The 26,126-nt window shown below is 65.0% G+C and carries 23 protein-coding genes and 2 tRNA genes; 23 read left to right on the top strand and 2 right to left on the bottom strand.

From position 1 onward, the window contains the following. Positions 1-37: 37 nt before the first annotated feature. The 6 genes from ACQY5K_RS05825 (at position 38) to ACQY5K_RS05800 (ending at position 3,842) form a co-directional block, all read left to right on the top strand. On the top strand, positions 38-283 hold the full coding sequence (locus ACQY5K_RS05825) for a hypothetical protein (RefSeq protein WP_428120921.1): 246 nt from the start codon (positions 38-40) through the stop codon (positions 281-283). A gap of 3 nt (positions 284-286) precedes the next feature. Continuing rightward, positions 287-1,240 carry an SDR family NAD(P)-dependent oxidoreductase gene (locus ACQY5K_RS05820; protein ID WP_428120919.1) on the top strand — a complete coding sequence of 318 codons (954 nt, stop codon included), beginning with the start codon at positions 287-289 and terminating at the stop codon, positions 1,238-1,240. A 185-nt stretch (positions 1,241-1,425) separates the two neighbouring features. Continuing rightward, positions 1,426-2,379 (top strand): SDR family NAD(P)-dependent oxidoreductase, encoded by a 954-nt coding sequence (locus tag ACQY5K_RS05815; protein WP_428120916.1) that lies wholly within the window; start codon positions 1,426-1,428, stop codon positions 2,377-2,379. A 44-nt stretch (positions 2,380-2,423) separates the two neighbouring features. Beyond that, positions 2,424-3,554 (top strand): glycine cleavage T C-terminal barrel domain-containing protein, encoded by a 1,131-nt coding sequence (locus ACQY5K_RS05810; RefSeq protein WP_428120914.1) that lies wholly within the window; start codon positions 2,424-2,426, stop codon positions 3,552-3,554. A gap of 45 nt (positions 3,555-3,599) precedes the next feature. Then, positions 3,600-3,671, top strand: a tRNA-Gly gene (locus ACQY5K_RS05805). Between the two features lie 62 nt (positions 3,672-3,733). Continuing rightward, positions 3,734-3,842 (top strand) — tRNA-Gly (locus ACQY5K_RS05800). Positions 3,843-3,866: 24 nt separating this feature from the next. Here the strand turns inward: ACQY5K_RS05800 and ACQY5K_RS05795 are convergent. Together ACQY5K_RS05795 and tig are read right to left on the bottom strand one after the other, a co-directional pair. Beyond that, on the bottom strand, positions 3,867-4,547 hold the full coding sequence (locus ACQY5K_RS05795) for an ATP-dependent Clp protease proteolytic subunit (RefSeq protein WP_419922787.1): 681 nt from the start codon (positions 4,545-4,547) through the stop codon (positions 3,867-3,869). Next, a complete protein-coding gene (gene tig, locus ACQY5K_RS05790; RefSeq protein WP_428120911.1) occupies positions 4,544-6,166 on the bottom strand; it encodes a trigger factor in 1,623 nt (540 codons plus the stop codon). Before tig ends, ACQY5K_RS05795 begins: the two co-directional genes overlap by 4 nt. Positions 6,167-6,367: 201 nt before the next feature. Between tig and clpX the strand changes: the two genes are divergently transcribed. The 17 genes from clpX to ACQY5K_RS05705 all read left to right on the top strand — a co-directional run bounded on the left by clpX (position 6,368) and on the right by ACQY5K_RS05705 (position 26,124). After that, positions 6,368-7,639 (top strand): ATP-dependent Clp protease ATP-binding subunit ClpX, encoded by a 1,272-nt coding sequence (clpX, locus tag ACQY5K_RS05785; protein WP_428120908.1) that lies wholly within the window; start codon positions 6,368-6,370, stop codon positions 7,637-7,639. 9 nt (positions 7,640-7,648) lie between these two features. Beyond that, on the top strand, positions 7,649-9,055 hold the full coding sequence (locus ACQY5K_RS05780; RefSeq protein WP_428120906.1) for a bifunctional folylpolyglutamate synthase/dihydrofolate synthase: 1,407 nt from the start codon (positions 7,649-7,651) through the stop codon (positions 9,053-9,055). A gap of 202 nt (positions 9,056-9,257) precedes the next feature. Then, positions 9,258-9,707 (top strand): nucleoside-diphosphate kinase, encoded by a 450-nt coding sequence (ndk, locus tag ACQY5K_RS05775; RefSeq protein WP_428120904.1) that lies wholly within the window; start codon positions 9,258-9,260, stop codon positions 9,705-9,707. A gap of 41 nt (positions 9,708-9,748) precedes the next feature. Further along, positions 9,749-10,765, top strand: a complete 1,017-nt coding sequence (locus ACQY5K_RS05770) for a rod shape-determining protein (protein ID WP_428122567.1) — start codon at positions 9,749-9,751, stop codon at positions 10,763-10,765. Between the two features lie 65 nt (positions 10,766-10,830). Beyond that, the gene (gene mreC / locus ACQY5K_RS05765) at positions 10,831-11,766 is read left to right on the top strand and encodes a rod shape-determining protein MreC (protein ID WP_428120901.1); all 936 of its coding nucleotides are present in this window, start codon (positions 10,831-10,833) and stop codon (positions 11,764-11,766) included. A gap of 43 nt (positions 11,767-11,809) precedes the next feature. Beyond that, positions 11,810-12,352 (top strand): hypothetical protein, encoded by a 543-nt coding sequence (locus ACQY5K_RS05760; RefSeq protein ID WP_419922794.1) that lies wholly within the window; start codon positions 11,810-11,812, stop codon positions 12,350-12,352. After that, complete coding sequence (mrdA, locus tag ACQY5K_RS05755) at positions 12,345-14,534, top strand: penicillin-binding protein 2 (RefSeq protein ID WP_428120895.1); 2,190 nt, start codon at positions 12,345-12,347, stop codon at positions 14,532-14,534. The genes ACQY5K_RS05760 and mrdA overlap by 8 nt, the downstream gene beginning before the upstream one ends. Next, positions 14,534-15,706: a rod shape-determining protein RodA gene (gene rodA / locus ACQY5K_RS05750; protein WP_428120893.1), complete on the top strand. Its 1,173-nt coding sequence runs from the start codon at positions 14,534-14,536 to the stop codon at positions 15,704-15,706. Before mrdA ends, rodA begins: the two co-directional genes overlap by 1 nt. A 108-nt stretch (positions 15,707-15,814) precedes the next feature. Next, complete coding sequence (locus tag ACQY5K_RS05745; RefSeq protein WP_428120890.1) at positions 15,815-17,824, top strand: TIGR03960 family B12-binding radical SAM protein; 2,010 nt, start codon at positions 15,815-15,817, stop codon at positions 17,822-17,824. Next, positions 17,754-18,689, top strand: a complete 936-nt coding sequence (locus tag ACQY5K_RS05740) for a TIGR03936 family radical SAM-associated protein (RefSeq protein WP_428120888.1) — start codon at positions 17,754-17,756, stop codon at positions 18,687-18,689. Before ACQY5K_RS05745 ends, ACQY5K_RS05740 begins: the two co-directional genes overlap by 71 nt. A 526-nt stretch (positions 18,690-19,215) precedes the next feature. Next, positions 19,216-20,610, top strand: a complete 1,395-nt coding sequence (locus ACQY5K_RS05735; protein ID WP_428120885.1) for an Rne/Rng family ribonuclease — start codon at positions 19,216-19,218, stop codon at positions 20,608-20,610. Positions 20,611-20,705: 95 nt separating this feature from the next. Then, positions 20,706-21,017, top strand: a complete 312-nt coding sequence (gene rplU / locus ACQY5K_RS05730; protein ID WP_428120882.1) for a 50S ribosomal protein L21 — start codon at positions 20,706-20,708, stop codon at positions 21,015-21,017. Positions 21,018-21,020: 3 nt separating this feature from the next. Continuing rightward, complete coding sequence (gene rpmA, locus ACQY5K_RS05725) at positions 21,021-21,272, top strand: 50S ribosomal protein L27 (RefSeq protein WP_419922801.1); 252 nt, start codon at positions 21,021-21,023, stop codon at positions 21,270-21,272. A gap of 113 nt (positions 21,273-21,385) precedes the next feature. Then, the gene (gene obgE / locus ACQY5K_RS05720; protein WP_428120880.1) at positions 21,386-22,657 is read left to right on the top strand and encodes a GTPase ObgE; all 1,272 of its coding nucleotides are present in this window, start codon (positions 21,386-21,388) and stop codon (positions 22,655-22,657) included. A 41-nt stretch (positions 22,658-22,698) separates the two neighbouring features. Then, positions 22,699-23,832 carry a glutamate 5-kinase gene (gene proB / locus ACQY5K_RS05715; protein WP_428120878.1) on the top strand — a complete coding sequence of 378 codons (1,134 nt, stop codon included), beginning with the start codon at positions 22,699-22,701 and terminating at the stop codon, positions 23,830-23,832. 63 nt (positions 23,833-23,895) lie between these two features. Next, entirely contained in the window at positions 23,896-25,182 is a 1,287-nt protein-coding gene (locus ACQY5K_RS05710; RefSeq protein WP_428120876.1) for a glutamate-5-semialdehyde dehydrogenase, read from the top strand. Positions 25,183-25,224: 42 nt separating this feature from the next. Beyond that, positions 25,225-26,124: an AAA family ATPase gene (locus ACQY5K_RS05705; RefSeq protein ID WP_428120874.1), complete on the top strand. Its 900-nt coding sequence runs from the start codon at positions 25,225-25,227 to the stop codon at positions 26,122-26,124. The last annotated feature ends 2 nt before the right edge of the window (positions 26,125-26,126 follow it).

Here is a 26,126-nt window from a genome sequence, read left to right as displayed (position 1 = left end):
AGTCTGCCTCGCCATGCCGTCGATAAAGTCCGCTGCCATGAGCGATGTGCAACCAATTCCCGCCGACCGGCCCTTTGTCGTGCCGTACATGACCATCGGTGCCCGCACCGATGGTTCGCCCGGCGGTGCCGCCGATGCCATCGAGTGGTACACGGCCGCGTTCGGCGTCCGCGACCCGTTCGGTCACAACTGGTCGATCGCCACCCATATGCGAGACGTGAGCCCCGAGGAAATGGAAGCCGCAGCCGCCGAGATGTTCGCGGGCGGCCCGCCGGAAGGCTGACCCATGGGCGTCACTGAACTCGCGCGACGTATTGCCGTGGTCACCGGCGGCGGCAACGGCATGGGCCGCGAGCTGGTGTGCCAGCTCGCAGCGGCAGGTGCACACGTAGCGGCGTGCGATCTCAATGATGAGACGCTGCAGCAGGCCGCCGAGCTGGCCACGTCGCGGGCCGCAAGCGGCGTGCGCATCACCACGCACCTGTGCGATGTCACCGACGCAGATGCCGTGGCAACATTCGCGGCCGAGGTCGCAGCACAACACGACACTGACCACATCAACTTGCTGTTCAACAACGCCGGCATCGGCCACGGCGGCAGCTTCGTGATCGATGATCAACGAGCTGCGTGGGACAAGACCTTCGAGGTGTGCTGGAACGGCGTACTAAACTGCGCTCGCGCCTTCATGAACCTGCTCGTCCGCTCAGATGCGGCAGCGATGGTGAACACCAGCAGCATCATGGCCGTCTGGCCGACGCTCGGTCCAGGCTTGACGGACACGTCGTACTGCGCGGCGAAGTTCGCCGTAAAGGGCTTCACCGAGGCGCTCATGGTGGATCTCGCGCTGCACGCGCCCCACGTCAGCGCCCACGTAGTGATGCCTGGCCACATCGGCACGTTGATCGATCTGAACAGCGTTTTCGCTCACGGTCTCGATGCGCCGGTGTTGCGCAAGACCGTGGCGGCCCGGGGGGTGGCGCTCGATCAGTCCAGCGACACCGAGGTTGAGGCATTGGTCCTCGACCTCTACACGCGCTTCCGAGACGATGCCCCGACGACAGCTGCCGAGGCCGCCCAGATCATCTTGGCGGGAGTCCTTGCGAGCGATTGGCGCATCCTGGTCGGCGATGACGCGCACGCCATCGACAATGCAGTGCGCGCCGATCCTGAGTCGGCGTACGAACTGGAGTTCTTCGAGCGGCTGCGCAACGCGGGCCACCTGCAGGCGTTCGGCCGCTAGCCGCGCACCGGTGCCGAGGTGCTCATACCACCTGCCGTGATGTTCGCGGGCGGTCCGCCGGAAGGCTGATCGTGCACCTGACACGCCGGCTCGGCGCGCGACCGCCGTCGCGCTGCCAGACTGCGGCCTCGCACGGGGAGTCGGGCGGCACCTGCCGCCCCCGAATCAGCACAGGGGAGCGACCCATGGCGGTCACTGAATTCGCGGGACGTATTGCCGTCGTCACCGGCGGCGGCACCGGGATGGGGCGCGAGCTGGTGTGCCAGCTCGCAGCAGCAGGCGCGCGCGTTGCGGCCTGTGATCTCAATACCGAGACGCTGGCCCAGGCAGCCGACCTGGCAGGCTCCCAGGCAGCGAGCGGCGTGCGCATCACCACGCACCAGTGCGATGTCACCGATGCCGATGCCGTGGCAGCGTTTGCCGCCGAAGTGGCAGTTGCGCACGAGACCGACCACATCAACTTGCTGTTCAACAACGCCGGCATCGGCGGCGGCGGCAGCTTCGTGATCGACGACCAGCGCGAAGCGTGGGACAAGACCTTCGACGTGTGCTGGCACGGCGTACTGAACTGCGCTCGTGCGTTCATGGACCTGCTCGTGCGCTCAGACGCGGGAGCGATGGTCAACACCAGCAGCATCAATGGTTTCTGGGCGACCGTCGGACCGGGCTTTCCCCATACCTCCTATTGCGCGGCGAAGTTCGCGGTGAAGGGATTCACCGAAGCGCTCAAGGTAGATCTCGCCGTGCATGCGCCGCACGTCAGCGCCCACGTCGTCATGCCCGGTCACATCGGCACCTCGATCGCGCTGAACAGCACCGAAGCTCACGGCATGGACGTGCCGCTGCTGCGCAAGACGATGGCCGCCCGAGGCGTCCCGCTGGATGCACTCAGCGATGATCAGATCGAGGTGCTGGTTGTCGACCGCAATACGCGATTCCGCGACGATGCCCCGACGACGGCTGCTCAGGCTGCCCAGATCATCCTGGACGGAGTGCTGACTGGCCAGTGGCGCATTCTGGTCGGTGACGACGCGCATGTCATTGACAACAACGTGCGTGCCGACCCCGAATCCGCCTACGAACCGGAGTTCTTCGAAGCACTCCGCGACGCGGGGCACCTGCACGCGTTCGGCCGCTAGCTGGTTGCCAGTCGCGAGCCCGGTTCGTTGCACTGGAGCTCGAGGTGGAGCTGATCGTCGGCCCCCGGACCAGGACCACACCGTTCACTGAACGCGCTGTCGCAGCGGGCATGACCAAGGCGATGGTCTACAACCACACGGTGCTGCCGATCAGCACAGATGATCCTGCTGCGGATTACCGGGCGCTGACCGAAGCCGCAGCGATCTGGGATGTCGGCTGCGAACGCCAAGTGCAGATCGCCGGACCGGATGCGCACCGGTTGGTCACGTATCTCTGCGCCCGGGACCTGCGGGATCTCGAGGTCGGAGCGGCCCGCTATGCGCCGATGTGTGACCACGAGGGTCGCCTCGTCAATGACCCGATGGCGCTGCGCATCGATGAGGCGACGTTCTGGCTCTCGACAGCGGACAGCGACGTGCTGCTGTGGGCACGGGCGGTTGCGGGCGAAGGCGGATTCGACGTCGTGGTGACCGAGCCGGACGTCTGGCCGCTTGCGATCCAAGGCCCCCGCGCCGCCGATGTCGTCGCGGCAGCTCTCGGAGACTGGGTGCGCGACCTGCGCTTCTTCCGCTTCGCGAACCACGTTCATGACGGCATCCCCATGATTGTGTCTCGTTCGGGGTGGTCCGGCCAAGACGGTTTCGAGCTGTTCTTGATGGACGGCTCTCGGGGAGAAGAACTCTGGGACTTGCTCTGGGAAGCAGGCCGACCCTTTGGGCTCGCCGTGGGCGCTCCCAACAACGCGGAGCGCATCGAGAACTTCCTGCTGTCGTTCGGCGGCGACACCGATCCCGAGACAGATCCGGATGAGGCCGGGATCAGCCATTTCGTGAGCTTGGACGACGATGATGGCGATCAAGCCGGCCACGACTTCATCGGCAAAGCCGCACTGGCGGCTCGGCGGGCATCGGACACCCAGCGACGCCTCGTCGGGCTCGTCGTCAGTGGCGACCCACCGTCGCCGATGCGGTCGCCACACACGGTGCAGAGCCCCGACGGTCACCCCGTCGGCACGTTACGCGCACTCGTCCGCTCGCCGAAGTTCGACACCAATATCGGCCTGGCACTGCTGAATCCGCCCTGGTACGAGCCGAGCACGTCCCTGACAGTGACCGTCGACAGCATCGACCGCAGGGCCACGACGACGCCGCTGCCCTTCAACCTCGACAAGTAGCCGTACATGCCAGTTCGGCGCGCGCCGCTACCCTCGGCGCTCCTCGCGGACGTAGTTCAACGGCCAGAACCTCAGCCTTCCAAGCTGATGATGCGGGTTCGATTCCCGTCGTCCGCTCGCCAGAACCTCAGCCTTCCAAGCTGATGATGCAGGCAGCACACGGTGTGCTGCGGGGTACTGAGCGATTCCCGTCGTCCGCTCGCCAGAACCTCAGCCTTCCAAGCTGATGATGCTGGCAGCACACGGTGTGCTGCGGGGTACTGAGCGATTCCCGTCGTCCGCTCGCCAGAACCTCAGCGCCGGGCGAGCGCCCTACGCGGCGCGGATCGGACCGTCTTCGAGGGCGGATCGGCTGGCGATCACCTCGTCGATGATGCCGTAGTCCTTCGCCGCCTCTGCATCCATGATGAAGTCGCGGTCAGTGTCGGAATGGATGCGCTCGAGATCCTGCCCGGTGTGATGGGCGATGATCCGCTCGAGGCGTTCGCGCATACGGTCGATCTCCCGAGCGGCAAGCTCGATGTCGGTGGCCTGACCAATCGCCTGGCCGTAGGGCTGATGAAGCAGGATCCGGGCGTTGGGCAGCGCCATGCGCTTGCCCGGCGTGCCGGCCGCCAGCAGAACGGCAGCAGCTGAGGCTGCCTGACCCAAGCAGATCGTCGTGATGTCGTTGCGGATGTACTGGCTCGTGTCGTAGATCGCGAACAGCGAACTGAGGTCCCCGCCGGGTGAGTTGATGTAGATATTGATGTCCTTGTCGGGATTCTCCGACTCAAGGTGGATCATCTGGGCGCACACCAAGTTTGCGATGACGTCATCGATGGGCGTGCCCAAGAAGATGATGTTCTCCTTCAGCAGTCGGGAATACAGGTCGTAGGCCCGCTCACCCCGATTGGTCTGCTCCACAACGGTGGGCACGAGGTAGTTGGTAGCGCGGTGCCGTTCTGCATCGTCGCCGGATTGACCCGCCGTGGCGGGAAACTCGGAAGTCACGATTTGTCCTCTGTTGCTGGGTTCTCTGGGTCCTGGTCGCCTGACGCTGGTTCTTCTCTACCAGCGGCGGCTGCCCCTTCACTGTGTGTGCCAGCTTCATCCGGCTCGGTGTCGAGTCCGGGCAGCACGAGTGCAGAGCGCTCAATGGACGCCCCGTCGGGATCTATGAGCGTGGCGGCATCAATTGCCCACTGCAGGGCCTTGCCCTTGCGAATGGCGGAGCGAAGCTGCGCCAACCCGTCCACGTCTTCCATCGCAGCCCGCAGCTGCGATGCACTGCGGCTGTCGCTTTCTGCCATGCGCTCCAGCTCGGCGTCGATTTCGGTTTCGTCGGCCTCGATGTTCTCGGCCTCTGCGACAGCGCGCAGAGCGAGGTCCAATCGGACGCCCCGCTCGGCGTCATCGCGCAGCTCGGTGATGAACTCGCCAGGCTCCTGACCGGTCGCTTCCAGCCAGCCTTCGATTGTCATGTCGCGCTGCTGAAGCCCGCTGCCCAACTCGGTCATGCGGTCGGCGATTGCTCCGCTGACCATGGCGTCGGGCACCGGACCTTCGACGAGCGCTGCCAGCTGCTTCTGGATTTCGTCGCGCAGCACCATGTTTGCCTGCATGATGCGTCCGAAGCTCAGCTGCCGCACGGTTGCGGCGCGTAGCTCGTCAACGGTGTCGTGCTCGGTGTTCTCGTCGACCCAATCGTCGGTCAATTCGGGCAGGACGAGTTCTGAGACGGCATTCACCGTGATCTCGAAGTCGATCTCCATGTCGGGCTGCACCGGATGCGGCGCGCTGAACGACAGCTCACTGCCCGCATCCGCTCCAAGCAACTCGTCGTCGACAGCTTCGACAATGCCGCCACTGCCCAACTCGTAGAGGTAGTCCTGCGCGGAGAGTCCCGGCAAAGTCTCGCCGTCGACGGAACCCTCGATGTCGATGCTCACGCGGTCGCCGGTCTCGGCAGGTCGGTCGACGGCAGAAATGTCGGCGAATTGGCGGCGTGTCTCGTCGATCCGAGCGTTCACGTCGGTGTCTGAGGGCTCGGGCGACGGGATCTCGATCTGCCGCGTTTCGTATCCCATGACTGCAACGGTCGGTCGGATCTCCACGGTTGCGGTGAAGGCCACCGTTCCCTCGCTGCCGTCATGTGTCAGCTCGAGTTCGGGCTGGTTGACGACGTCGACGCCGTTGTCGCGGACCGCTTGTGCGTAGTAGCGCGGGACAGCATCCTCGAGCGCCTGGGCGCGTCCGACATCCGCGCCGAAGTGCGACTCGAGCACCCGGCGTGGTGCACGTCCTGGCCGAAAACCGGGAATTCGAACTTCGCGCGCCAGTTTGCGAAATGCAGCGTCGATGTCGGCATCGAAGGCTTCGGCGTCCACTTCCACGGTCAGCTTGACCCGGGGCCCGATGACGCGTTCGGTCGCGCCGTCGAAATCGGTGGCATCGGTGTCGTCGCCGTTGTCAGTGTCGTTGCCGCTGGCGGCGTCCGGGGGGCCGCTGGCGTCGCCGACAGTCTCGGACATCGACGAATCGTCGAGGTCATCGAGACCGGGAAGTTCTTCAGAGATCGGCGCGGGACCGATGAAATCCGCTGGATCCAGCGGCGTCAACGTCGTCTTCACGAAGCGCAGAGCCTACCGGCGCGTCCTTTTGGCTCCCCGCTGACGGGTCACATAACCGGACCGCACTCCGCGGAGTGCTCTGTGCCATTCTTGGCGAGACGCGTGAGCGCGCGGTCGGGGTGGTCGTGTGCGACCCTGTACACACGGCACAACACGCAGGGCAAAACGATGTGACCGGCAACAGCTGAGGGGAGGTGCAGCGTGGCGAAGTTCGGCGAAGGCGGCGAGCTCCTCAAGTGCTCCTTCTGCGGCAAGTCCCAAAAGCAGGTGCGCAAGTTGATTGCGGGCCCTGGCGTGTACATCTGCGACGAGTGCATCGACCTGTGCAACGAGATCATTGACGACGAAGTCGAGACCTCAGCGGAAACGCCGTTCGAAGCCGTCCCCAAGCCGCGCGAGATCTTTGCGTTCCTCGATGACTACATCATCGATCAGGACCGGACCAAGACGATCCTGTCGGTGGCTGTCTATAACCACTACAAGCGGATGCGGCTCGAGCCTGTCGGACCCGGCGCGGACGACGATGTCGAGATCGCCAAGTCGAACATCCTGCTGATTGGCCCGACCGGCTGCGGCAAGACGATGATGGCGCAGACGCTCGCCCGGCTGCTCAACGTGCCGTTCGCCATTGCGGACGCGACCGCGCTGACCGAAGCCGGTTACGTGGGAGAGGACGTCGAGAACATCCTCCTCAAGCTCCTGCAGGCAGCTGACTTTGACGTGAAGCGGGCCGAGACGGGGATCGTCTACATCGACGAGATCGACAAGATTGCCCGCAAGGCCGAGAACGCTTCAATCACCCGTGACGTGTCGGGCGAGGGTGTCCAGCAGGCGTTGTTGAAGATTCTGGAAGGAACGGTGGCATCGGTGCCACCGCAGGGTGGACGCAAGCATCCGCATCAGGAGTTCCTGCAGATCGACACCAGCAACGTGCTGTTCATCTGCGGCGGCGCATTCGACGGACTCGAGAGAATCATTGCTGATCGACTCGGCGAGCGAGGTGTGGGCTTCGGTGCGACGTTGCGGAGCGCAGCGTCCAAGCCGCCGCTCGACGTCCTGCCCGAGGTGCTGCCCGAAGACCTGCGCCACTTCGGTTTGATCCCCGAGTTCATCGGCCGGCTTCCGGTCGTCGGCGTGGTCGACCCGCTGGGCCCTGACGCACTGCGACGCATTCTCACCGAGCCCAAGAACGCCTTGATTCGTCAATACCGCCGGATGTTCGAGCTCGACGATGTCGAACTCGAGTTCACCGACGACGCACTCGATGCCATCGTCAACCAGGCCATGCTGCGAAACACCGGTGCGCGGGGGCTTCGCGCGATCTTGGAGGAAGTCCTGCTGGGGTTGATGTACGACTTGCCGAGCCGCACCGACGTGGCCCGGTGCATCGTGGATCGTGGTGTCGTCATGGACAAGGTGAACCCCACCTTGGTCCCTCGCAGCACATCGTCCCCGTCACGCCGCGCCTCCTGAGCGCCTGCGGTGTCTGAACCGCTGGGGGACTACGAGGCTGCTCTCGACTGGCTCGATTCCCACATCGACCTTGAGCGTCTGCTGGGGTCGGCCGGCGTGGACGCGCCCACGCTGGATCGAATGTGGACGCTCATGGGTGTGCTGGGCGACCCACAGGACAGCGTTCCGGCGATTCACATCACGGGCACCAATGGCAAGGGGAGCACGGCTCGCTGTGCCGTGGCGCTGCTCGGCGCGTGCGGCCTCGCGGCGGGCAGCTACACGTCGCCCCACATCGAGCGCGTCAACGATCGGATCATGGTCGCCAACGAGCCGCTCAGCGACGATGACTTCACTGCGGCTATCAGCGAGATCGCGGTCTTCGAGCCGCTGGCCGTAGAGCGTGTGGGTGAGCGCCCCAACTATTTCGAGGTGATGGCTGCTGCCGCGTACAATTGGTTCGCCTCGGTGGCGCACGTCAATGTGATCGAAGTGGGCATGGGCGGCCGTTGGGATGCCACGAACGTTGTGGACGCCGCTGTGGCGGTGATCACCAACGTCGGGGCGGACCATCTCGAGATCATCGGCCCGACGCTCGCCGATGTCGCCGCGGAGAAAGCAGCGATTATCTCAGCCGGGGCGATCGCCGTCTGCGGTGAGACAGCGCCCGCACTCACCGGCATCGTGGCCGCTGCGGCCACCGAAGCCGGTGCCGACCTATGGCGCCGTGGCGACGAGTGGGACGTCGTCGATCGTCGCGTCGCCGTCGGCGGACAAGTCGTCAGCTTGCGGACACCGTTCGGCGAGCATCGCGACATCTTCGTACCACTGCACGGCGCGCACCAAGCTGTCAATGTTGCGACTGCACTCACCGCCGTCGAGGCGTTCTTCGGCCGATCTCTCGATGATGAGTTGGTCTCGGCGGCACTCGGTGACGTTTGTCTGCCAGCCCGCTTCGAGATCGTCAAGCATCAGCCGACGGTCGTCATCGACGGGGCACATAATCCCGCAGGCGCCGTCGCCTTGCGTGAGACGCTCGCGGAGGCGCTCTCGGTGGCCGTCGGAGGTGGCGTGACGTCGGACGTGATGCCGCGAAGCGACGGTAGCGAAGCTGTGCTCGTGATCGGGGCCAACCGGCCCCACGATCCGGGAGCGTTCTGCGAGGCCCTGGACTTGGGTTCATTCGACGCAGTGGTGACGGTGGCTGCGACGTGGCCGCGCGCAATGCCTGCATCGGAAGTTGCTGATGCTGTGAAAGCGGTCGCTGCAACGGCCGGCCGAGGTGTATCGGCACCGAAGATCATCCCGGCATCCGATGTACCGACAGCAACGCAGATCGCTCAGGATCGGGCGGGCACCGGCGGCATCGTTGTCGTGACCGGCTCGCTCTACCTCGCTGCTGAGGTACGACGACTTCTGGCTGCGCGGTCGCACTAACCTCGGACCGCGCGGTGGACATACCACGTCCTGGTTGTCCCGACAACCGTCGCGCCGAATCGGCGTCTATGCCGCGCCCCAGCGATGGCGAGCCGCCGCTTCGCCCAGCTACCGACGAACTCCGCCCGAAGCCACACCGACACCAACCGCCTGGTCCCTTGGCCCGGCGCCATCTGCAGCCATGACGAACCGGGAGACAGCAATGCGGCAGACGCTCGTGATTTGCAAACCCGACGCCGTGGAGCGCGGTCTCGTCGGCGAGATTGTCGGCCGCTTCGAGCGCAAGGGCCTCACGATCACTGCACTGCAGCATCGGACGATCGATCGTGCGACCGCTGCAGAGCATTATGCGGAGCACGTCGGCAAGTCGTTCTACGAGCCTCTGCTTGACTTCATCACGAGGTCGCCATCGGTCGTCATGGTCCTCGAAGCGCCGCAAGGCGCCGGTGATGACACATTTGCCGTCGTGCGGACGCTGATGGGAGCAACCAATCCGGCGCACGCCTCGCCGGGAACGATTCGCGGCGATTTCGGGCTGTCGCCCACCGAGAACCTGGTGCACGGTTCCGACGGCGAAATCTCGGCTCAGTGCGAGATAGCGCGCTTCTTCGCCAGCACAGCTTGCGCGGGTTCCGATCGGGGGCCGCAATAATGCCGCGTGTGACGCGTTTCCGGCGCCGCCGACGCGGCAACGTGTTTGGCGGCAGAGATATTGCCGTCGATCTCGGTACGGCCAACACGACCGTATTTGTGCGCGGTCGGGGCATCGTGCTGAACGAGCCGTCAGTCGTCGCGGTTGATGCGGCGACGGGCAATTCGCTCGCTGTCGGCCACGAGGCCAAGCGCATGATCGGGCGCACACCGGGCAACATCTCGGCCATCAGTCCTCTCAAGGACGGCGTGATCGCCGACTTCGACATCTGCGAAAAAATGCTCCGGCATTTCATTACCGAGGTCACGCAGACTCGCTGGCCGAAGCCGCGCATGGTGATCTGCGTGCCGTCGGGGATTACGGGTGTGGAGCAGCGCGCTGTGCAGGAAGCGGCGGAATACGCAGGTGCCCGCCGTGCCTACATCATCGAAGAGCCGATGGCCGCGGCGATCGGTGCCGGGCTTCCGGTCCAGTCGGCGCGCGGCAACATGATTGTGGACATCGGCGGCGGCACCACCGAAGTAGCGGTGATCTCGCTGGGCGGGATCGTCACCGCGCGTTCGGCCCGCGTCGGCGGCAACATGATCGACGCCGCAATCGTGGCGCACATCAAGAAAGAGCACGGTCTCATCATCGGGGAGCGCACCGCTGAAGAGCTCAAGCTGGCCTTGGGCTCTGCGTGGCCCTTGAATTCCGAGATCTATGCCGAGGTGCGGGGCCGCGACATGGTGACCGGACTTCCCGAATCGGTCAGCGTGGACAGCGTCGAGATCAGGGAAGCCATTGCGGCACCGGTCAGCGCGATCGTGGACTCTGTCAAGGCGACCCTCGATGACACAGCGCCCGAGTTGGCGGCTGACGTCATGGACCATGGCATCACGCTTGCCGGCGGCGGCGCGTTGCTGCGTGGCTTGACGGATCGGCTGCGGTCCGAAACCGGTGTCGAGGTCCATGTTGCTCAGGACCCGCTGTTTGCGGTAGTGCGCGGCTCGGGCCAGACGCTCGAGGAGTTCGACGTCCTGCACGGAGTGCTGTTCTCCTCCGGTGAGGGGCGCTGACGCCCCGCACCGTGGCCCACCGCGCCGGAATTCGGAGACGCACGTGGCTCCGATTGGCGCTACTCGTGGTGACGGCTATCGCGCTGCTGACGCTTGACGCCAGAGGTTCGGGCGGCGCTCTGGACACCGCCAGGGGAGCCGCGCTGGACGTGCTAGGGCCGGTACGCAGCGTTGGCGACTGGGTCATCACGCCGGTCCGCAATGCGTGGCGGGGAATCGCCGGCTTCAGTGACCTCGAGGCGGAGAACGCGCAATTGCGCAGCGAGCTCGCCACAGCTGAAGCGTCGGTGCTGCGGGTCGGAGAACTCGAACGGGACCGCCAGGATCTGCTCGGGCTGCTCGGGGCGCGCGACAACGCCCAGTCGATCCAGCGGGTGACTGCTCGGGTCATCGATGCGCCGGTGTCGAATTTCGAGCGAACCATTGAGCTGGCGAAGGGTCGCTGGGACGGCATCCGTGAGGGCATGCCCGTCGAGAGCGGCCACGGAATAGTGGGCCGAGTCGTTCAGGCCAGCGCGACGTGGTCGCGGGTGGAATTGTTGACCGATCCGAATTTCGACGCGGGTGTGCGCATGGTGCGCTCCGGCGACGACGGGCTGGCATCGGGCCGAGGCCCCGGACGTGATCTCGAAGTCAGCTACATCGAGCTCGAAACGGTGGTCATTCCCGGAGAGACCGTGGTGACGAGCGGCTTCGAAGGCAGCTCGTTCCCTGCTGGACTGCTGGTCGGGACGGTGACTGACGTCGAACCCGACGCAGTCCGCGGAGCCCAGCGCGTCACCGTGCACCCCGCGGCAAACCTGACGCGACTGCGCTGGGTCCAGGTGTTGCTGTACGAGCCGGCCATCCCTGAGCCCGTCGTGGTGGATCGTACGCCGTCGACGACCGCGCCGTCACCGGCGGTCACAGTGCCGTCCGATTCTGCGCCGACCAGTCCTGCGCCGGCAGAACCCGAGCCGGAGGAGCCGACGGGTTCGCAAGCCCCGTCGCCCCAATCATGATGTTGTTGGGCATGAGGCGGTTTGGCATGAGGGAGCTGGGCGAATGATGGCGGGTGCGGGGCCGATCCCGCGTTCAGCGCTCGTGATCGCTCTCGCAGTCATGGTGCACGTCGGGTTCGGGGCCCACATCACACCGGCTGGCGTCATCGTCGACCCCCTCGTGTTGATAGCGGTCGCTGGCGGGACCGTCGGCGGCCGCAGTTCAGGAGCCTCGCTCGGCGGAGGATGCGGACTGGCCTCTGACCTCATCGTCCACACGCCGTTCGGCATGTCGATGTTGGTACTGACGCTGGTGGGCTACGTGTCGGGGACAATCGCAGATCAGCTGCCGTCAGCGGGGCGGGCGGTGCGGGCCATGATCGCTGGGGTTCTCGCAGCCGGAGCGATCGGAATGTTCGGCTGCGCTGGCTGGTTGATGGATCTGGTGTACGTGACCGAGGCACCGTTGGTGCGCATCGCGATCGTGACCGCAATAGCGGCGCTTGCAGCAAACCCGCTGCTCGAGCGAATTGTGCGCTGGGCGCTCGTCGTTCGACCCTCGATGTCCGTCGAGCGCACTCGGGGGCGGGGGTCCCGCAGTGGATGAACAAGTCCGGCGCCGGATGGCCTTTCTGGGCATCGTCATGGTCGGGCTGTTCGGCGCACTGTTCACCCGCCTGTGGTACCTGCAAGTCCTCGAGACCGATCAGTACACCGTGGCTGCCGAATCGAATCAGATGCGGATCATCATCACGCCGCCGACGCGCGGACGCATCCTCGACCGTCATGGGGTATTGCTCGCGGACAACGTGCGCACCGGCGTCGTCACGTTCGACCAGTCGAGCTACACCGACGCGGACGTCGAGACCCTGCTCATCGAATTGGCTGACCTGCTGGGCGTAGAGGTGGAGCAACTCGCAAAAGGCCTAGCTGACCAGCGGAGCCACCCCCTCGCGCCCAAGATCGTGGCGACCGGCCTCGACGAGGAGGGACTGCTGCGCGTCGCTGAGCGCTCGATACCCGGTGTCGAGGCCAAGTGGGACTGGGTGCGCGTCTATCCGCAGAACGAGGTCGGCGCGCACATCGTCGGCTATGTCGGCGCTATGTCCGAACGCCAGCACCGGGAACTGATCGACGACGGTTACCTGCCGTATGAGCGCGTCGGCCGAGCCGGTATCGAGGGTCTCTTCGAAACCGAGCTGCACGGAGAGCCTGGCCGTACCAAGCTCGAAGTCGACCGTCGGAATCGGGTGCAGCAGATCCTCGCCGACATCGCGCCGAGCCCCGGCCACGACATCGTGCTGTCGATCGACGTCGAGTTGCAGGCCGCCGTCGAGTCGTACCTGCGGCAGGGTCTCATTGCGGCTCGCAAGACGGTGAGCGATGATTCTGGCTTCTTCTACCCGGCGCTCACCGGCGCTGCGGTCGTAGTGGACGTGCGCAATGGCGACGTGCTCGCGATGGCGTCGCATCCGACCTACGACCCCAATTGGATGGTCGGCGGCCTGAGCATCGCCGAGTACCGGTCCGTGTTTGAGAATCCGTACGCCCCTGGGGCATTGAACAATCGTGCGGTGCAGGGCACATACTCGCCCGGCTCGGTCTTCAAGACGGTGACGGCGCTGGCGGGACTTGAAGCCGGGCTCATTGCCCCGCGCGCCGCTTACCACGACGTCGGGTACTACAGCATTCCTGCAGAACGAGGATGCACGGGTCGTTGCACGTTCTTCAACTCAGATCGGGCTGCGTTGGGAACCGTCGATCTGTCGGCGGCGTTGACCCGATCGAGCGATGCGTACTTCTACAAAGTGGCCGACGACCTGTATTGGATCGACGGACCCGAGCAGTGGGCGATCCAGGACATGGCGCGCGAGCTCGGATTCGGTTCGCCCACCGGTGTGCAGCTGCCCTTTGAGAAGTCAGGCCGTGTGCCCGATGGGGACGTCAAGAAGTTCCTGTTCGAGGCGAACCCCGACGCGTACAACCCGTACAACGAGCCGGAGCGCTGGTTCCCAGGCGACAACATCAACACCGGTATCGGCCAGGGATTCGTTTCCGTCACGCCGCTGCAACTCGCCAATGCCTACGCGACGGTCGCCAACGGCGGCACGCGCTTCTCGCCGAACGTCGTGGAGGCTGTGGTCTCGCGCGAGTCCGAGACCTTTGGCGAGGCTGTGCTGACGTTCGAGCCGCGCGTGCTCGACGTCGTCGACTTTCCCGATGGGACAGCGGTCGTGCGCGAAGGTCTCAGCAATGTCACGAGCCTTCGGCTGCGCGGCACCGCGGGCAAGGCATTTGAGGGTTACGACCACGAGGGTTATCGCGTGTCGGGCAAGACCGGCACGACCCAGGCTCAAGGCCTCAATGCGGTGCTGCGCCGCAAGAAGGAGGACACGGCAGTCTTCGTGGCCTGGGCTCCGACGCACGACCCGAGGTACGCAGTTGCAGTGGTCATGGAGGAGGCAGGCTTTGGGGGCGAGGCCGCAGCTCCCGTGGCGCGGCGCATTCTGGAGGCCGTGCGCGCCTACGAGCAGCGTTGGCCCGAGCCGCAGATCGCGTTCGTGCCTCCGCAGCCGGAATGCCCTGAGGTGCCCGAGGCGCTGCGCGGGGATCCGGCATTCATGGGCTACGTGCCGCAGGGATGTCCATGGGGTGTCCAGATCCCCAGGGCCAACACGCCCGGCGATGCCGATGGCGACGGCATCCCCGACGTTGATCAACTCGATGACCGGTTCGACGGTGCTCTCGGTGCTGCGACCCTGCCCAGACACCGCTCGGGGGTGACCTGATGGTGCTGGGCCGATTGCTCGCCAAGACGTCGACGAGACGCGAGCTGCGTTCTCCGGCGTGGTTCGCCGACTACACGCTGGCCGCGGCGGCGGTGACGGTGGCCTGCTTGGGCATTGCCATGAACTACTCGGCGACGTGGCGCAGCCTGAGCTTTGAAGGCGCGGATCCGCTCACGGTGGCGCGACGCCAGGCAATCTTCGTGCTCATCGGCATCGTCGTGATGGTGGTAGCGGCCGCCGTGGACTATCGAGTCCTGCGGCACTACGCCACGCCGGCGTATCTCTTGGTGCTGGTCGCACTCGCGGCGCTGCTCCGCTGGGGTCCCGAGATCCGCAACGCACGCTCATGGTTCGAATTGCCCTTCGTCGGGTTCCAGGTGCAGCCCTCAGAGTTCGCCAAGCTCGTGGTGATCGTCTCGCTAGCGGCCTTCGTGGCGAGTCACGAGGGATATCTGCGCTTCGACACGCTGTTCAATGCAGGCCTACTGCTGGCCGTGCCGATGTTCCTGATTTACCGCCAGCCTGATCTCGGCACGATGCTGGTGTTCGTCGCGATCGCAATGGGAATGCTGCTCGTGGCGGGCGCACAATTGCGCCACATTGTCGTCGTCACGCTGGCGGGAATTCTGGCGTTAGTACTCGTCTTCAGCATCGACGCGCTGCAGGGTCCGAGGCTCTTGACCGAGACCCAACGCGGCCGCTTGACAGCGTTTCTGGATCAGGACTTCGAACCTCAGAAGGCTTCCTACAACCTCCGGCAGAGCCAGATCGCGATCGGCGCGGGCGGCGTGTGGGGCCAGGGCTGGAAGCAGGGCACGCAGACCAACTTGGACCTGGTGCCCGAGCAGCACAACGACTTCATTTTCACGGCGCTGGGAGAAGAATTCGGTCTCGTCGGCGCGTCACTGCTTCTGGCGCTCTACGCGTACATCGTGGTGCGAATCTGGCTCATTGCACGATCGGCCAGCGATCCCTTCGGACGATTACTCGGGGTCGGCATTCTGTCGATGCTGCTGTTCCAGGTATTCCAAAACATCGGCATGACCATCGGCATCATGCCGATTACCGGTATCCCGCTGCCGCTCATGAGCCATGGCGGTTCAGGCACCCTCACAACATTCGCCGCAATCGGCATCGTCATCAGCATCGGGTCGCGTCGGTACGCCCTTTAGGGCGTACCAGCAGGCACATCGCCTTCTCGGGCGTCGCGGGCTCGCTGTGGACAAGATCGAGGGTCATCGGCCCCATGTGCGAGGCGGGCCGGTAGCGTTGGACGGGAAATGACAACGCTGTGGCCACGGCTCGAGCCCCTGCTGCCACGTGTCTCCAAGCCGGCTCGATACATCGGCTGCGAGGACGGGATGCAGCGACCATCCGGTGGTCCGCACCTCACTTCGTGGTTGCTGACGTACCCGGATACGTACGAAGTCGGCCTGCCGAATCAGGGCTTGCAGATTCTGTACGAGTTGCTCAACGAGCGGTCAGACTCCTGGGCCGAGCGTTCATATGCGCCGTGGATCGACCTCGAAGCCGAGCTTCGGGCCGCTGGACTGCCGCTGTTCTCAGTCGACACGCATCGAGCCGCAGGCGAGTTCGACATCATCGCGTTCAATCTCTCTGCAGAACTGGTGTACACGAACGTCCTCAATTGCATCGACCTCGCGGGCGTCGAGGTGCGTTCGGCACATCGCTCCGATGCTGATCCGTTGATCGGGGCAGGCGGCCACTGCGCCTTCAATCCCGAACCGCTCGCAGATTTCGTCGACTTCTTCGTGATCGGCGACGGCGAAGAAGTCGTGGGCGAGATCACCGAGATCGTCGGGGGCTGGAAGCGATCGGGCAAGCGCACCGGGACGCGTGAGGCACTGTTGCGGGAGCTGTCGAAGATCGAAGGCGTGTATGTGCCTGCGATGTACGACGTCGCCTATGACGGCCCGGCCCTGGTGGGCGTGACGCCCAAGCATTCCGACGTGCCGCCGATGGTTGGCAAGCGGACGGTCGCAGACCTCGCCGAGTGGCCGTACCCCAAGCGCCAGCTCGTACCGGTCACAGAAGTCGTGCACGACCGCTTGTCGGTTGAGGTGTTCCGGGGTTGTACGAGAGGCTGCCGCTTCTGCCAGGCAGGCATGATTACGCGACCAGTCCGGGAACGGCCTGCAACGCAGGTCCGCGAGATGATCAGTCGCGGCCTCGAGCGCAGTGGATACGACGAGGTGAGCCTGATGTCGCTCTCCACGGCGGACTACAGCGGCATCGGGGATCTGGTGCGCGACACGATCGCACTCGGTGGCGACGCGATGGGTGGCTGCGGTGACACGCCGTCGGGTGCGGGACGTGTGAGCGTGTCCTTGCCGAGCCTGCGTGTTGACGCATTCACGGTCGACGTTGCCGCTCAGGTCTCCAAAGCGCGCCGTACTGGGTTGACGTTCGCTCCCGAAGCTGGATCGTGGCGACTCCGGCAGATCATCAACAAGCTGATCACCGAAGAGGACCTGTACGCAGCCGTTCGATCTGCGTACAGCCAGGGCTGGCACCGGATGAAGCTGTACTTCCTTACGGGATTGCCCTCGGAGATGGACCCTGACACCCAGGCCATCGCTGAGCTGGCAGATGCATGCGCGCGGATCGGTCAGGAATACACCAAGCGAGCCTCGGTGACGGTGTCGTTGGGGGGCTTCGTGCCCAAGCCCCACACGCCATTCCAATGGTTCGGGCAGAATTCGGCCGAAGAACTGACCCGCAAGGTGCGACTGGTGCGTTCAGCTCTCGGTCGGAACCGGCGGGTGCAGCTCAAGTGGCACGACCCGGCTGCGACCACTGCGGAGGGGATCACCAGCCGCGGCGATCGGCGTGTGGGCCGCGCCATCGAGTACGTGTGGCGCAAGGGCGGGACGTTTCAGGAATGGAGCGAGCGTTTCGACTTGGACATGTGGGCAGAAGCGATGGCGGCGTGCGGACTCGACCTGGACTGGTATGTGCACCGCCATCGAAGTGCCGACGAAGTGCTGCCGTGGGATCACATCGGTGCCGGCTTGCACCGAGACTTTCTGTGGCAGGACTGGCAGGACGCTCTGGCCGGTTACGGCGTGGAGGACTGCCGCTGGACCCCGTGTTACGACTGCGGGGCCTGTACCGAATATGGGATCGAGCACATGGTTGCGTCCTCTGTCGCCCCCAACGGCGGCAGTCAGGGGACGGGACAAGACCTCGCGACCGGCCATGTGGTGCCGGTCGAGCTGCGGCCTCGCGTGTTTGCGGGCGCAGCTGGATCAGCGGGAGGCGGCGCATGAGCTGCCTCGTTTGCGTTGCGATGCCGGGTCCGTGTGCCGCTCCCACCCTGCCGGGTGGGAGATTCCCTTGAGGCTGCGCGTCCGTTTTTGCAAGACCGGCAAGATCCGTTTCATAGGTCACCGTGATGTGGCGCGTGTGACCGAGCGAGCTGTGCGCAAAGTCGGCCTTCCCGTGGTCTACAGCGAGGGATTCTCGCCGCGCATGCGGCTCAGCTTCGGCTTGGCGTTGCCGACCGGCTACGAATCCGACGGGGAGTACCTGGACCTGCCGCTCATGCCAGATGCGGTGGGTGGCGCGGCCGCCGACGGTCCCGAGATTGCGTGCGGCCACGCGCTCCATCGTCGCTGTGCCGTCGAAACGACAGCGGGCGGAGCGAGCTACTGCAGTGTTGCCGAGGCGCTGAGCGACGCGTTGCCGCACGGTATGTACGTGTCGGCAGTCCTTCTGCAGGAACGGGGCGGTCCGTCGCTGCAATCAGCGGTCCACACGTGCGGTTGGCAATTCGAGATTCAGCACCTGAGCGTCGCGGACGCTGCCGATGCGGCGAAGCAGTTGCTCGAAGCGGATCACGTCCCCGCGACACGCGTCCACAAGGGCCGCACTCTGACCGAGGACGTGCGGGGCGCCATCTTCGCTCTGTCCGTAGTGGACGAGACATCTCGAGGAGCGGTGCTGGCGGCGGAGCTGTCTGCGACACCGCGACTCGTACGACCAAGCGAACTGGTGCCGGCGCTGGCTGCCGGCCACGAGATGGGCATTGCCCGCAGAACACATCAATGGACATGCACTGCAGGAGTGCGCGCCGAACCGGCGACTCCCGCCCAGTGCTCCCTCAATCGACGACAGGAACTCGTCAGTGAATGACATGACAACAGGCGCGAGCGCGCCAAGCACCGACCGCGATGCGGTCGCAAATGATTCAGACCGCAAAGCGGTCGCAGCTGATTCTGAGTCCGGCGAAGGCCAATCGAGCACAGTTCGCAAACGTCGCCTGGTTGCACCAGGCGGCCGTGTTGCGACAACTGAGGCTCCGGCGCCGGCTGAGAAATTCCGCAAACCCGACGCCCAGGACACCGGCGAGGCCACCGAAGTCCGCTCCGAGCAGGACGCTGCACTGACGCCGCCGTCCGTGCCACCGCCAGCGCGTAAGCCTCAGATTGGCGACCGCCGACCGGCTCGAGCGGGGGAAACCCCAGCGCCCGAAGGTGAAGTTGCGGGCGGTAGCCGCCGTCGCCGCCGACGCGGTGGCCGCGGGCGCGGCCGTGGCGGCCGCTCTGGGTCGACAAGCACGGCGACCGACGCGGCCGGCCCGAACGGTACTGGCCGACGAACGGCATCGGCTCGGCCCTCGAATGCACCCGTCGAGGCCATCCTTGCCGACCACCAGCCCGTGCAACTCGACGACGAGCAGCTCTCGGAGCGGCGGGGGAAGTACCGCAATGGCAAGCCGCTGGGCAAGTACCGGATGTGCGTGCACGTTGCGGATGCTGCAACGCACATCGCTGTACTCGAAGGCCGCTCATTGATCGAGTACCACGTCAGCCGACCATCCGACGACGTGTCGGAGATCTACGGAAACCTCTATTTGGGACGGGTGCGTCGAGTGCTGCCCGGAATGGAAGCGGCTTTCGTGGACATCGGCACCCCCAAGCAGGCGGTGCTGTACCGCGGCGACCTGACCATCGCCACCGAGAGTGCCGGAGCTGCCGATAGCGATGAGGATGCGCCCAACAGCGGTGAGCGCAAACGCGCCGGAGGCCGGCGAGGTCGTCGCACTGACGGACCAGCGATCGGGGCGTTGCTGCGCAACGGCCAGTCGATCATGTGTCAGGTCATCAAGAATCCGATCGGGCACAAGGGTGGACGCCTCACGACAGAGGTGTCGCTGCCGGGACGTTTCGTCGTGCTCATCCCCGACAGCAGCGCCGTCGGCATCTCGCGCCGTCTGCCGAGCCGCGAACGCCGCCGCTTGCGGACCCTGCTGGCCAAGGAAATTCCCGAAGGCTTCGGTGTGATCTTGCGGACCGCAGCAGAAAACGTCACGCCCACAGAAATTCGACGGGACATCGAACGACTGACTCGCCAATGGGCGCAGATCAGCGAGCTCGCAGCACGCACCGATGCGCCTGCGCTGCTCTTTCGCGAACCGGAACTCGCTGTCAGGATCATCCGCGAGCAGTTCACGTCCGATTTTCGCGAGGTCGTGATCGACGATCCGACGCTGTTCGAGCAAGTCAAGGGCTACATGGAGGCCATCGCGGCACCTTTGGCAGATCGCATCCATCTGTACGACGCCACCGAGGAGAAGCTTCCGCTCTTCGAGCGTGTCCACGTCGCCGAGCAGGTGCGAAAAGCCACCGACCGCAAGGTCTGGCTGCCATCGGGCGGCTCGCTCATTATCGAGCACACTGAGGCGCTTACCGTGGTCGATGTGAACACGGGTCGCAATGTCGGGAAGTCCAGCCTCAACGAGACCCTGTTTCAGAACAATCTGGAAGCAGCGACCGAGATAGCGAAGCAGCTTCGTTTGCGCGACATCGGCGGGATCATCGTCGTCGATTTTGTCGACATGGACGACAAGCGACAGCGGGATCAGCTGATGGAGACGCTCAACGAAGCCCTCGCGCGCGACAAGACCCGCACGGCGACGGAGCCGATCTCAGACATGGGCATCGTGCAGATGACGCGAATGCGAACGGGCGAGGGCTTGATCGAGTCGGTGTCTGACCGCTGCGACGCCTGCGACGGGCGTGGCGTGCTGCTGCACGAGTCATTGTTCGCTTGAGCTAGCGGAGTTGCTTGTCGGATCGAAGCGTCTGGGTGTCGCTCGACGTAAATGGCGCGCCAAATCGCAGGCCCCATCGGTATCCTCACACTGGTATGTATGCAGTCATCGCCACCGGCGGCAAGCAGCGTCGCGTCGAGGCCGGTCAGCGGCTTCAGGTCGAGTTGCTCGAGGCCCCTCAAGGCGCAGAAGTCACCTTCACGCCTGTCCTGCTGGTCGACGACGGCATGGTGCTGTCCACACCGGCAGAGCTAGCCTCAGTTTCAGTGCGCGGCCGCGTGGTGGGCGAGACCAAGGGTCCGAAGATCGACGGTTTCACATACAAGAACGCCACGAACAATCGCCGCCGGTGGGGTCATCGGCAGCGTTACAGCACCGTCGAGATCACGGCGATCGCGAAGGACTGAACGATGTCCAAGACCAAGGGCGGGGGTTCGACCCGCAACGGACGCGACTCAGTCGCCAAGCGCCTCGGTGTGAAGGTGTACTCGGGTCAGACCATCGATGCCGGCGGCATCATCGTTCGCCAACGAGGCACCAAGTTTCATCCCGGCCGAAACGTCGGACGGGGCAAGGATGACACGCTGTTTGCGACAGCCCCCGGTGTTGTGCGCTTCGGCTACCGCCGCGGTCGCCGGCTGGTTGACGTCATCGACACCTAGGCGAGCGTCGTCGCTGCGGGGTCCGCGCGTCAGCGGCCGTCCAGTGCCTCGAGGCCCAGCGGAGCCATAACATTCGAGCGGCGGCATCGCCGCGGGTTGACGGGTCACGATCGATGAGCAGCTTTGTCGACGAGTGTCAGTTGCACGCCAAGGGCGGAAACGGCGGGGCAGGTTGCGTGTCTTTCCGGCGCGAAGCGCATGTGCCGCGTGGCGGACCTGATGGCGGCGACGGCGGTCGGGGCGGCGACGTTTGGCTGGTCGCCGATCGCAACGTCGCCTCGCTGCTCGCGTTTCGCGATTTCCCCTTCCGACGTGCAACTGACGGCGGACACGGTCAGGGGCGCAAGCGGCACGGCCGAAATGGGGTCGACGAAATCGTTCATGTCCCAGAGGGCACCGTGGTGCGAGACAGCGATGGCGCTGTGCTCGCCGATCTGGTGAACGCCGGCGATCGTTGGCTCGCGGCCCATGGCGGCCGAGGGGGCCACGGCAACACACGGTTCGCATCGAATCGGCTTCGAGCACCTCATTTCGCCGCGCAGTCCGAGTCCGGTGAGGAACGCTGGCACTCCCTCGAACTCAAGCTGATGGCCGATGTCGCGCTCGTGGGCTTTCCGAACGCGGGCAAGAGCACGTTCATCAGCGCTGTCTCGGCAGCCCGGCCAAAGATCGCGTCGTACCCCTTCACGACGCTCACCCCCCATCTGGGCGTCGTGCGCCTCGATGACGGTGCCAGCAGTGCGCCTGGTCCTGGACCCGGATCGGGCAGTTTCGAGATGGTGATCGCGGACGTGCCGGGCCTCATCGAAGGTGCGGCTGAGGGGAAGGGCCTCGGCCACCAGTTTTTGCGTCACGTCGACAGAGCGCGAGTGCTGCTGGTGATGGCTGATCTCGCTGAAGTCACCAACCGTGATCCTCACGAACAGGTGGACGTCCTGGCCGCCGAGCTGGAGAGATACGACCCAGAGCTGGCCCGGCGCCGCAAGCTGGTCGTGGGCACGAAGGCCGATGTCGCTCATCTCGATTGGCATGGCCTGCGTCTCAGCGCCGTGACGGGGGAGGGAGTCGCGCAGGTGCTCCGGGAGTTGCGGCTGCTCGTCGACGAGGCTCGCGCGATCGACGATGCGCCAGGCCAATACGTCGTTCACCGGCCCGAACCCACCGGAGTGACGGTGCTGCGCCTCGCCGACGGCGTTTTTGAGATTGTGGGCAGGCAGGCATTGCGCGCTGTCGCGCTGTCGGACCTCACCGATCCTGACGCGCTTGCATGGGCACAGCGGCGACTCGAGAGTCTCGGAGTCTCGCGTGCGCTGGCGCGAAACGGAGCCGTCGAAGGCGATCTCGTGCGCATCGGAGATTTCGAGTTCACCTACGAACCGGACTGAGAGGCCGAGCGGATGGGCCCCGAGCAGGGCAGGATTGGGCGATGACGAGTGAGCGGTCGGCGGCAGATCCGCCTGCGTCTTCGGTGTCGCCGCTGCGACTCGTCGTCAAGATCGGTACCTCCTCGATCACTACGCCCGACGGCTACGTCGACCTCGGCGCCGTCACCAAGCTGGCCTCGGAGATAGCGGAGGTGCGTGCTGTTGGCCATGAGGTCATCGCAGTGACCTCCGGAGCGATCACCGCAGGGGTACAGCGCCTCGGTGTCGAACGGCCCACCGAGCCCGAATTGCTCCAGGCGATGTCGGCGGTCGGGCAAATCGACCTCATGGCCTCGTACCGCGAACTGTTCGGCGCGGCAGACATGGTCGTGGGCCAAGTGCTGCTTGCCCCGCATGACTTCCGGGATCGCGACCAGTACCTGCACGCCCGAGCGACCTTCAGCCACCTGCTGAAACTCGGCGTCGTGCCGGTCGTGAACGAGAACGATGCTGTTGCCGACGATGCCATCCGCTATGGCGACAACGACCGAATCGCCGCTCTTGTTGCGAATCTTGTTCGTGCTGACCTGCTGATCCTGCTCACGGATATGCCGGGTGTGCTGACGGCGGATCCCAACCGTGATCCTGATGCGTCGCTCATCTCCGAGATTTTGGAGATGAGCCCATCGCTGCAGGAGGCGGCGGGATCGGCGAGCGCGGTGGGAAGCGGAGGAATGGCGTCCAAGCTGGCAGCGGCGAAGATGGCTTCTTGGAGCGGCATCCGTACCGTGATCGCCTCGGCTCGCCGACCTCACGTCGTCGTTGATGCCGCGGCCGCACGAGCCGGCGTGGGGACGACCGTGCTCCCACGCGACGCCCGGGTGTCCGCGCGCAAGCTGTGGATCGGGTTCGCGGTTGCGGCTCGAGGAACCGTCACGGTGGACGACGGAGCTCGTAAGGCCCTCTCCGCAGGCGGGAAATCGCTGCTCACCGCGGGCGTCGTGCATGTCGACGGCGAATTCACGGCTGGCGATGCCATCGACATCGCCGGTCCTGGGGGCGACACGTTCGCCAAGGGCCTGGCTGCGCTCGGCGCCGAGATGTTGCGGACGGCAGCGGGTCGACGCAGTGACGAACTCCCCGAGGGCGTTCTCCCGCTTGTCGTTCACCGCGACGACCTCGTGGTTCTGGGCTGAGAACCGCCCCGCGACGCCACGATTCCCAGTCACCCTCAGCAAGCCGACGGCTAGTCTTGTTGGGTGCCCGCCTCAGCTTTTGACGCGCCCGCGTCCCTTGACACCGCTGACACCGAGATGTCTGTGCTGGGCCGGCGGGCGAAGCGGGCGGCGACACTCCTGGCTGGCACATCGGGTGCCGAGCGCAACGATGCGCTGCTGGCAGCGGCCGAATTGCTCGAGGCAGCGACTGATGAGGTTCTTGCCGCCAACGACGTCGACGTTGCCGCTGCGCAGGCTGCTGGAACATCGGAAACGCTCGTCGATCGCCTGCGTCTCGATTCCGGACGCATCGCCGCGATGGCAGCGGGTCTTCGCAGCGTCGAAGCGCTCGCGGATCCCGTCGGACAGGTAGTCGACGGCTGGACCAGGCCGAACGGGCTCGAGATCGAGCGAGTCCGGGTTCCGCTTGGCGTGGTAGCGATCATCTATGAGAGCCGGCCCAACGTCACCTCTGACGCCTTCGGCCTCTGCCTGAAGTCCGGCAATGCGGCGTTCCTGCGGGGATCGTCCGCCGCGCTTGTGTCGAACAAGGCCATCGCTGGGGCCCTGCGCCAAGGAGTGGCGAAAGTCGGTTTGCCCGCGGACGCGCTGGTGCTGGTCGAAGACACCGGACACGAAGCCGCGGCAGAATTCATGCGGCTACGCGAGTACATCGATTGCCTGATTCCCCGGGGCGGTCCCGCCCTGATCGCATCCGTGCTTGCGAATGCAACGGTGCCCTACGTGATCGACGGCGATGGCAATTGCCACATCTACGTCGACGCGGACGCCGATCTGGACATGGCAGCGGACATCGTGGCGAACGCGAAGCTGAGCCGGCCGTCAGTGTGCAACGCGGCGGAATCGCTGGTGGTGCACGCCGACATCGCGGCTGAATTTCTGCCCCAGGTCGTGCGCGAGCTTGCCGAGGTCGAGTTCGTCGGCGATGCAGCGGCGCAATCGCTCGTCCCCCAGATCGCTCCGGCGACGCCCGCTGACTTCTCGACCGAATTTCTTGCACTCAAGATGAGCGTGGCTGTCGTGGATGACCTCGACGCGGCGATCGAGCACATTGACCGGCACGGTTCTGGCCATAGCGAGGCGATCGTGACGCGCAGCCTGGCCGCAGCGCAGGAGTTCACACGGCGTGTGGATGCCGCAGCGGTCCTCGTCAACGCGTCGACGCGCTTCGTCGACGGGGAGGAATTCGGTTTCGGCGCAGAGATCGGCATCAGCACCCAAAAGCTGCACGCCAGGGGCCCCATGGGCCTTGAACAGCTCACAACCACCAAGTTCGTGGTAACCGGCGAAGGCCACACCCGCGGCTGAGCGTGCGGCCATCGGCTCGTAGCCGCCACACTGATCGTTCTGATGAAGGAGACACCCACGATGGGCGACACAATGTTCGGAGACCTCTCGGGTGTCCGTGAAGGCTTGGCAGACGTCGGGTACCTCGCCGATGACGGCATTGCCAGCGTCGTGTACCTCGCCGAGCGGCTCGGCAAGCCGGTGCTGGTGGAGGGACCTGCTGGCACGGGCAAGACAGAGCTGGCCAAGTCGGTCGCCGCCATGACGGGGGCTCGCCTCATTCGGCTGCAGTGCTACGAAGGTCTTGACGAAGCCAAAGCGCTGTACGAGTGGAACTACAAGAAGCAGCTTCTGCGCATCCAGGCAGACCGGGGTGTGGACGCCGAGCACGAGGACTGGGTCGAGCTGCAGGACGACATCTTCCAGGATGAATTCCTGCTGACGCGCCCGCTGCTCGAGGCCATCAGTGCGCAGGACAAGGTTGTCCTCCTGATTGACGAAGTGGACCGGGTCGAGGTCGAGACCGAGGCCCTGCTGTTGGAGATTCTTTCGGAATACCAAGTGTCGATTCCAGAGCTCGGCACCATCATGGCAACCCAGATTCCCCTCGTGTTCCTGACGTCGAACAACACGCGTGAACTGTCCGAAGCGCTGAAGCGCCGATGCCTGTTCTTGCACATCGACTATCCCGACCTCGAACGTGAGAAACAGATTGTGGTCACCAAGGTCGAGGGCATCACCGAGAACCTGGCCGAACAGATCGCTCGAGTGGTGCGCTCCATCCGCCAGCTTGACCTCAAGAAGGCGCCGTCGGTGTCGGAGACCCTCGACTGGGCCCGGACGCTGGTGCTGCTCGGCATCGAGAACATCGATGTGGAGCAGGCCAAAGCGACGCTGCACATCTTGCTCAAGTACCAGTCGGACATCGAAAAGACTGCCAAGGAACTGACGGTCGAGGCGTAGGG

This window comes from Candidatus Poriferisodalis sp., from assembly GCF_965262965.1.
Lineage (GTDB): Bacteria > Actinomycetota > Acidimicrobiia > Acidimicrobiales > Poriferisodalaceae > Poriferisodalis.
Note: the sequence above shows the minus strand (reverse complement) of the source record. Positions and strands in the feature narration are given on the sequence as shown.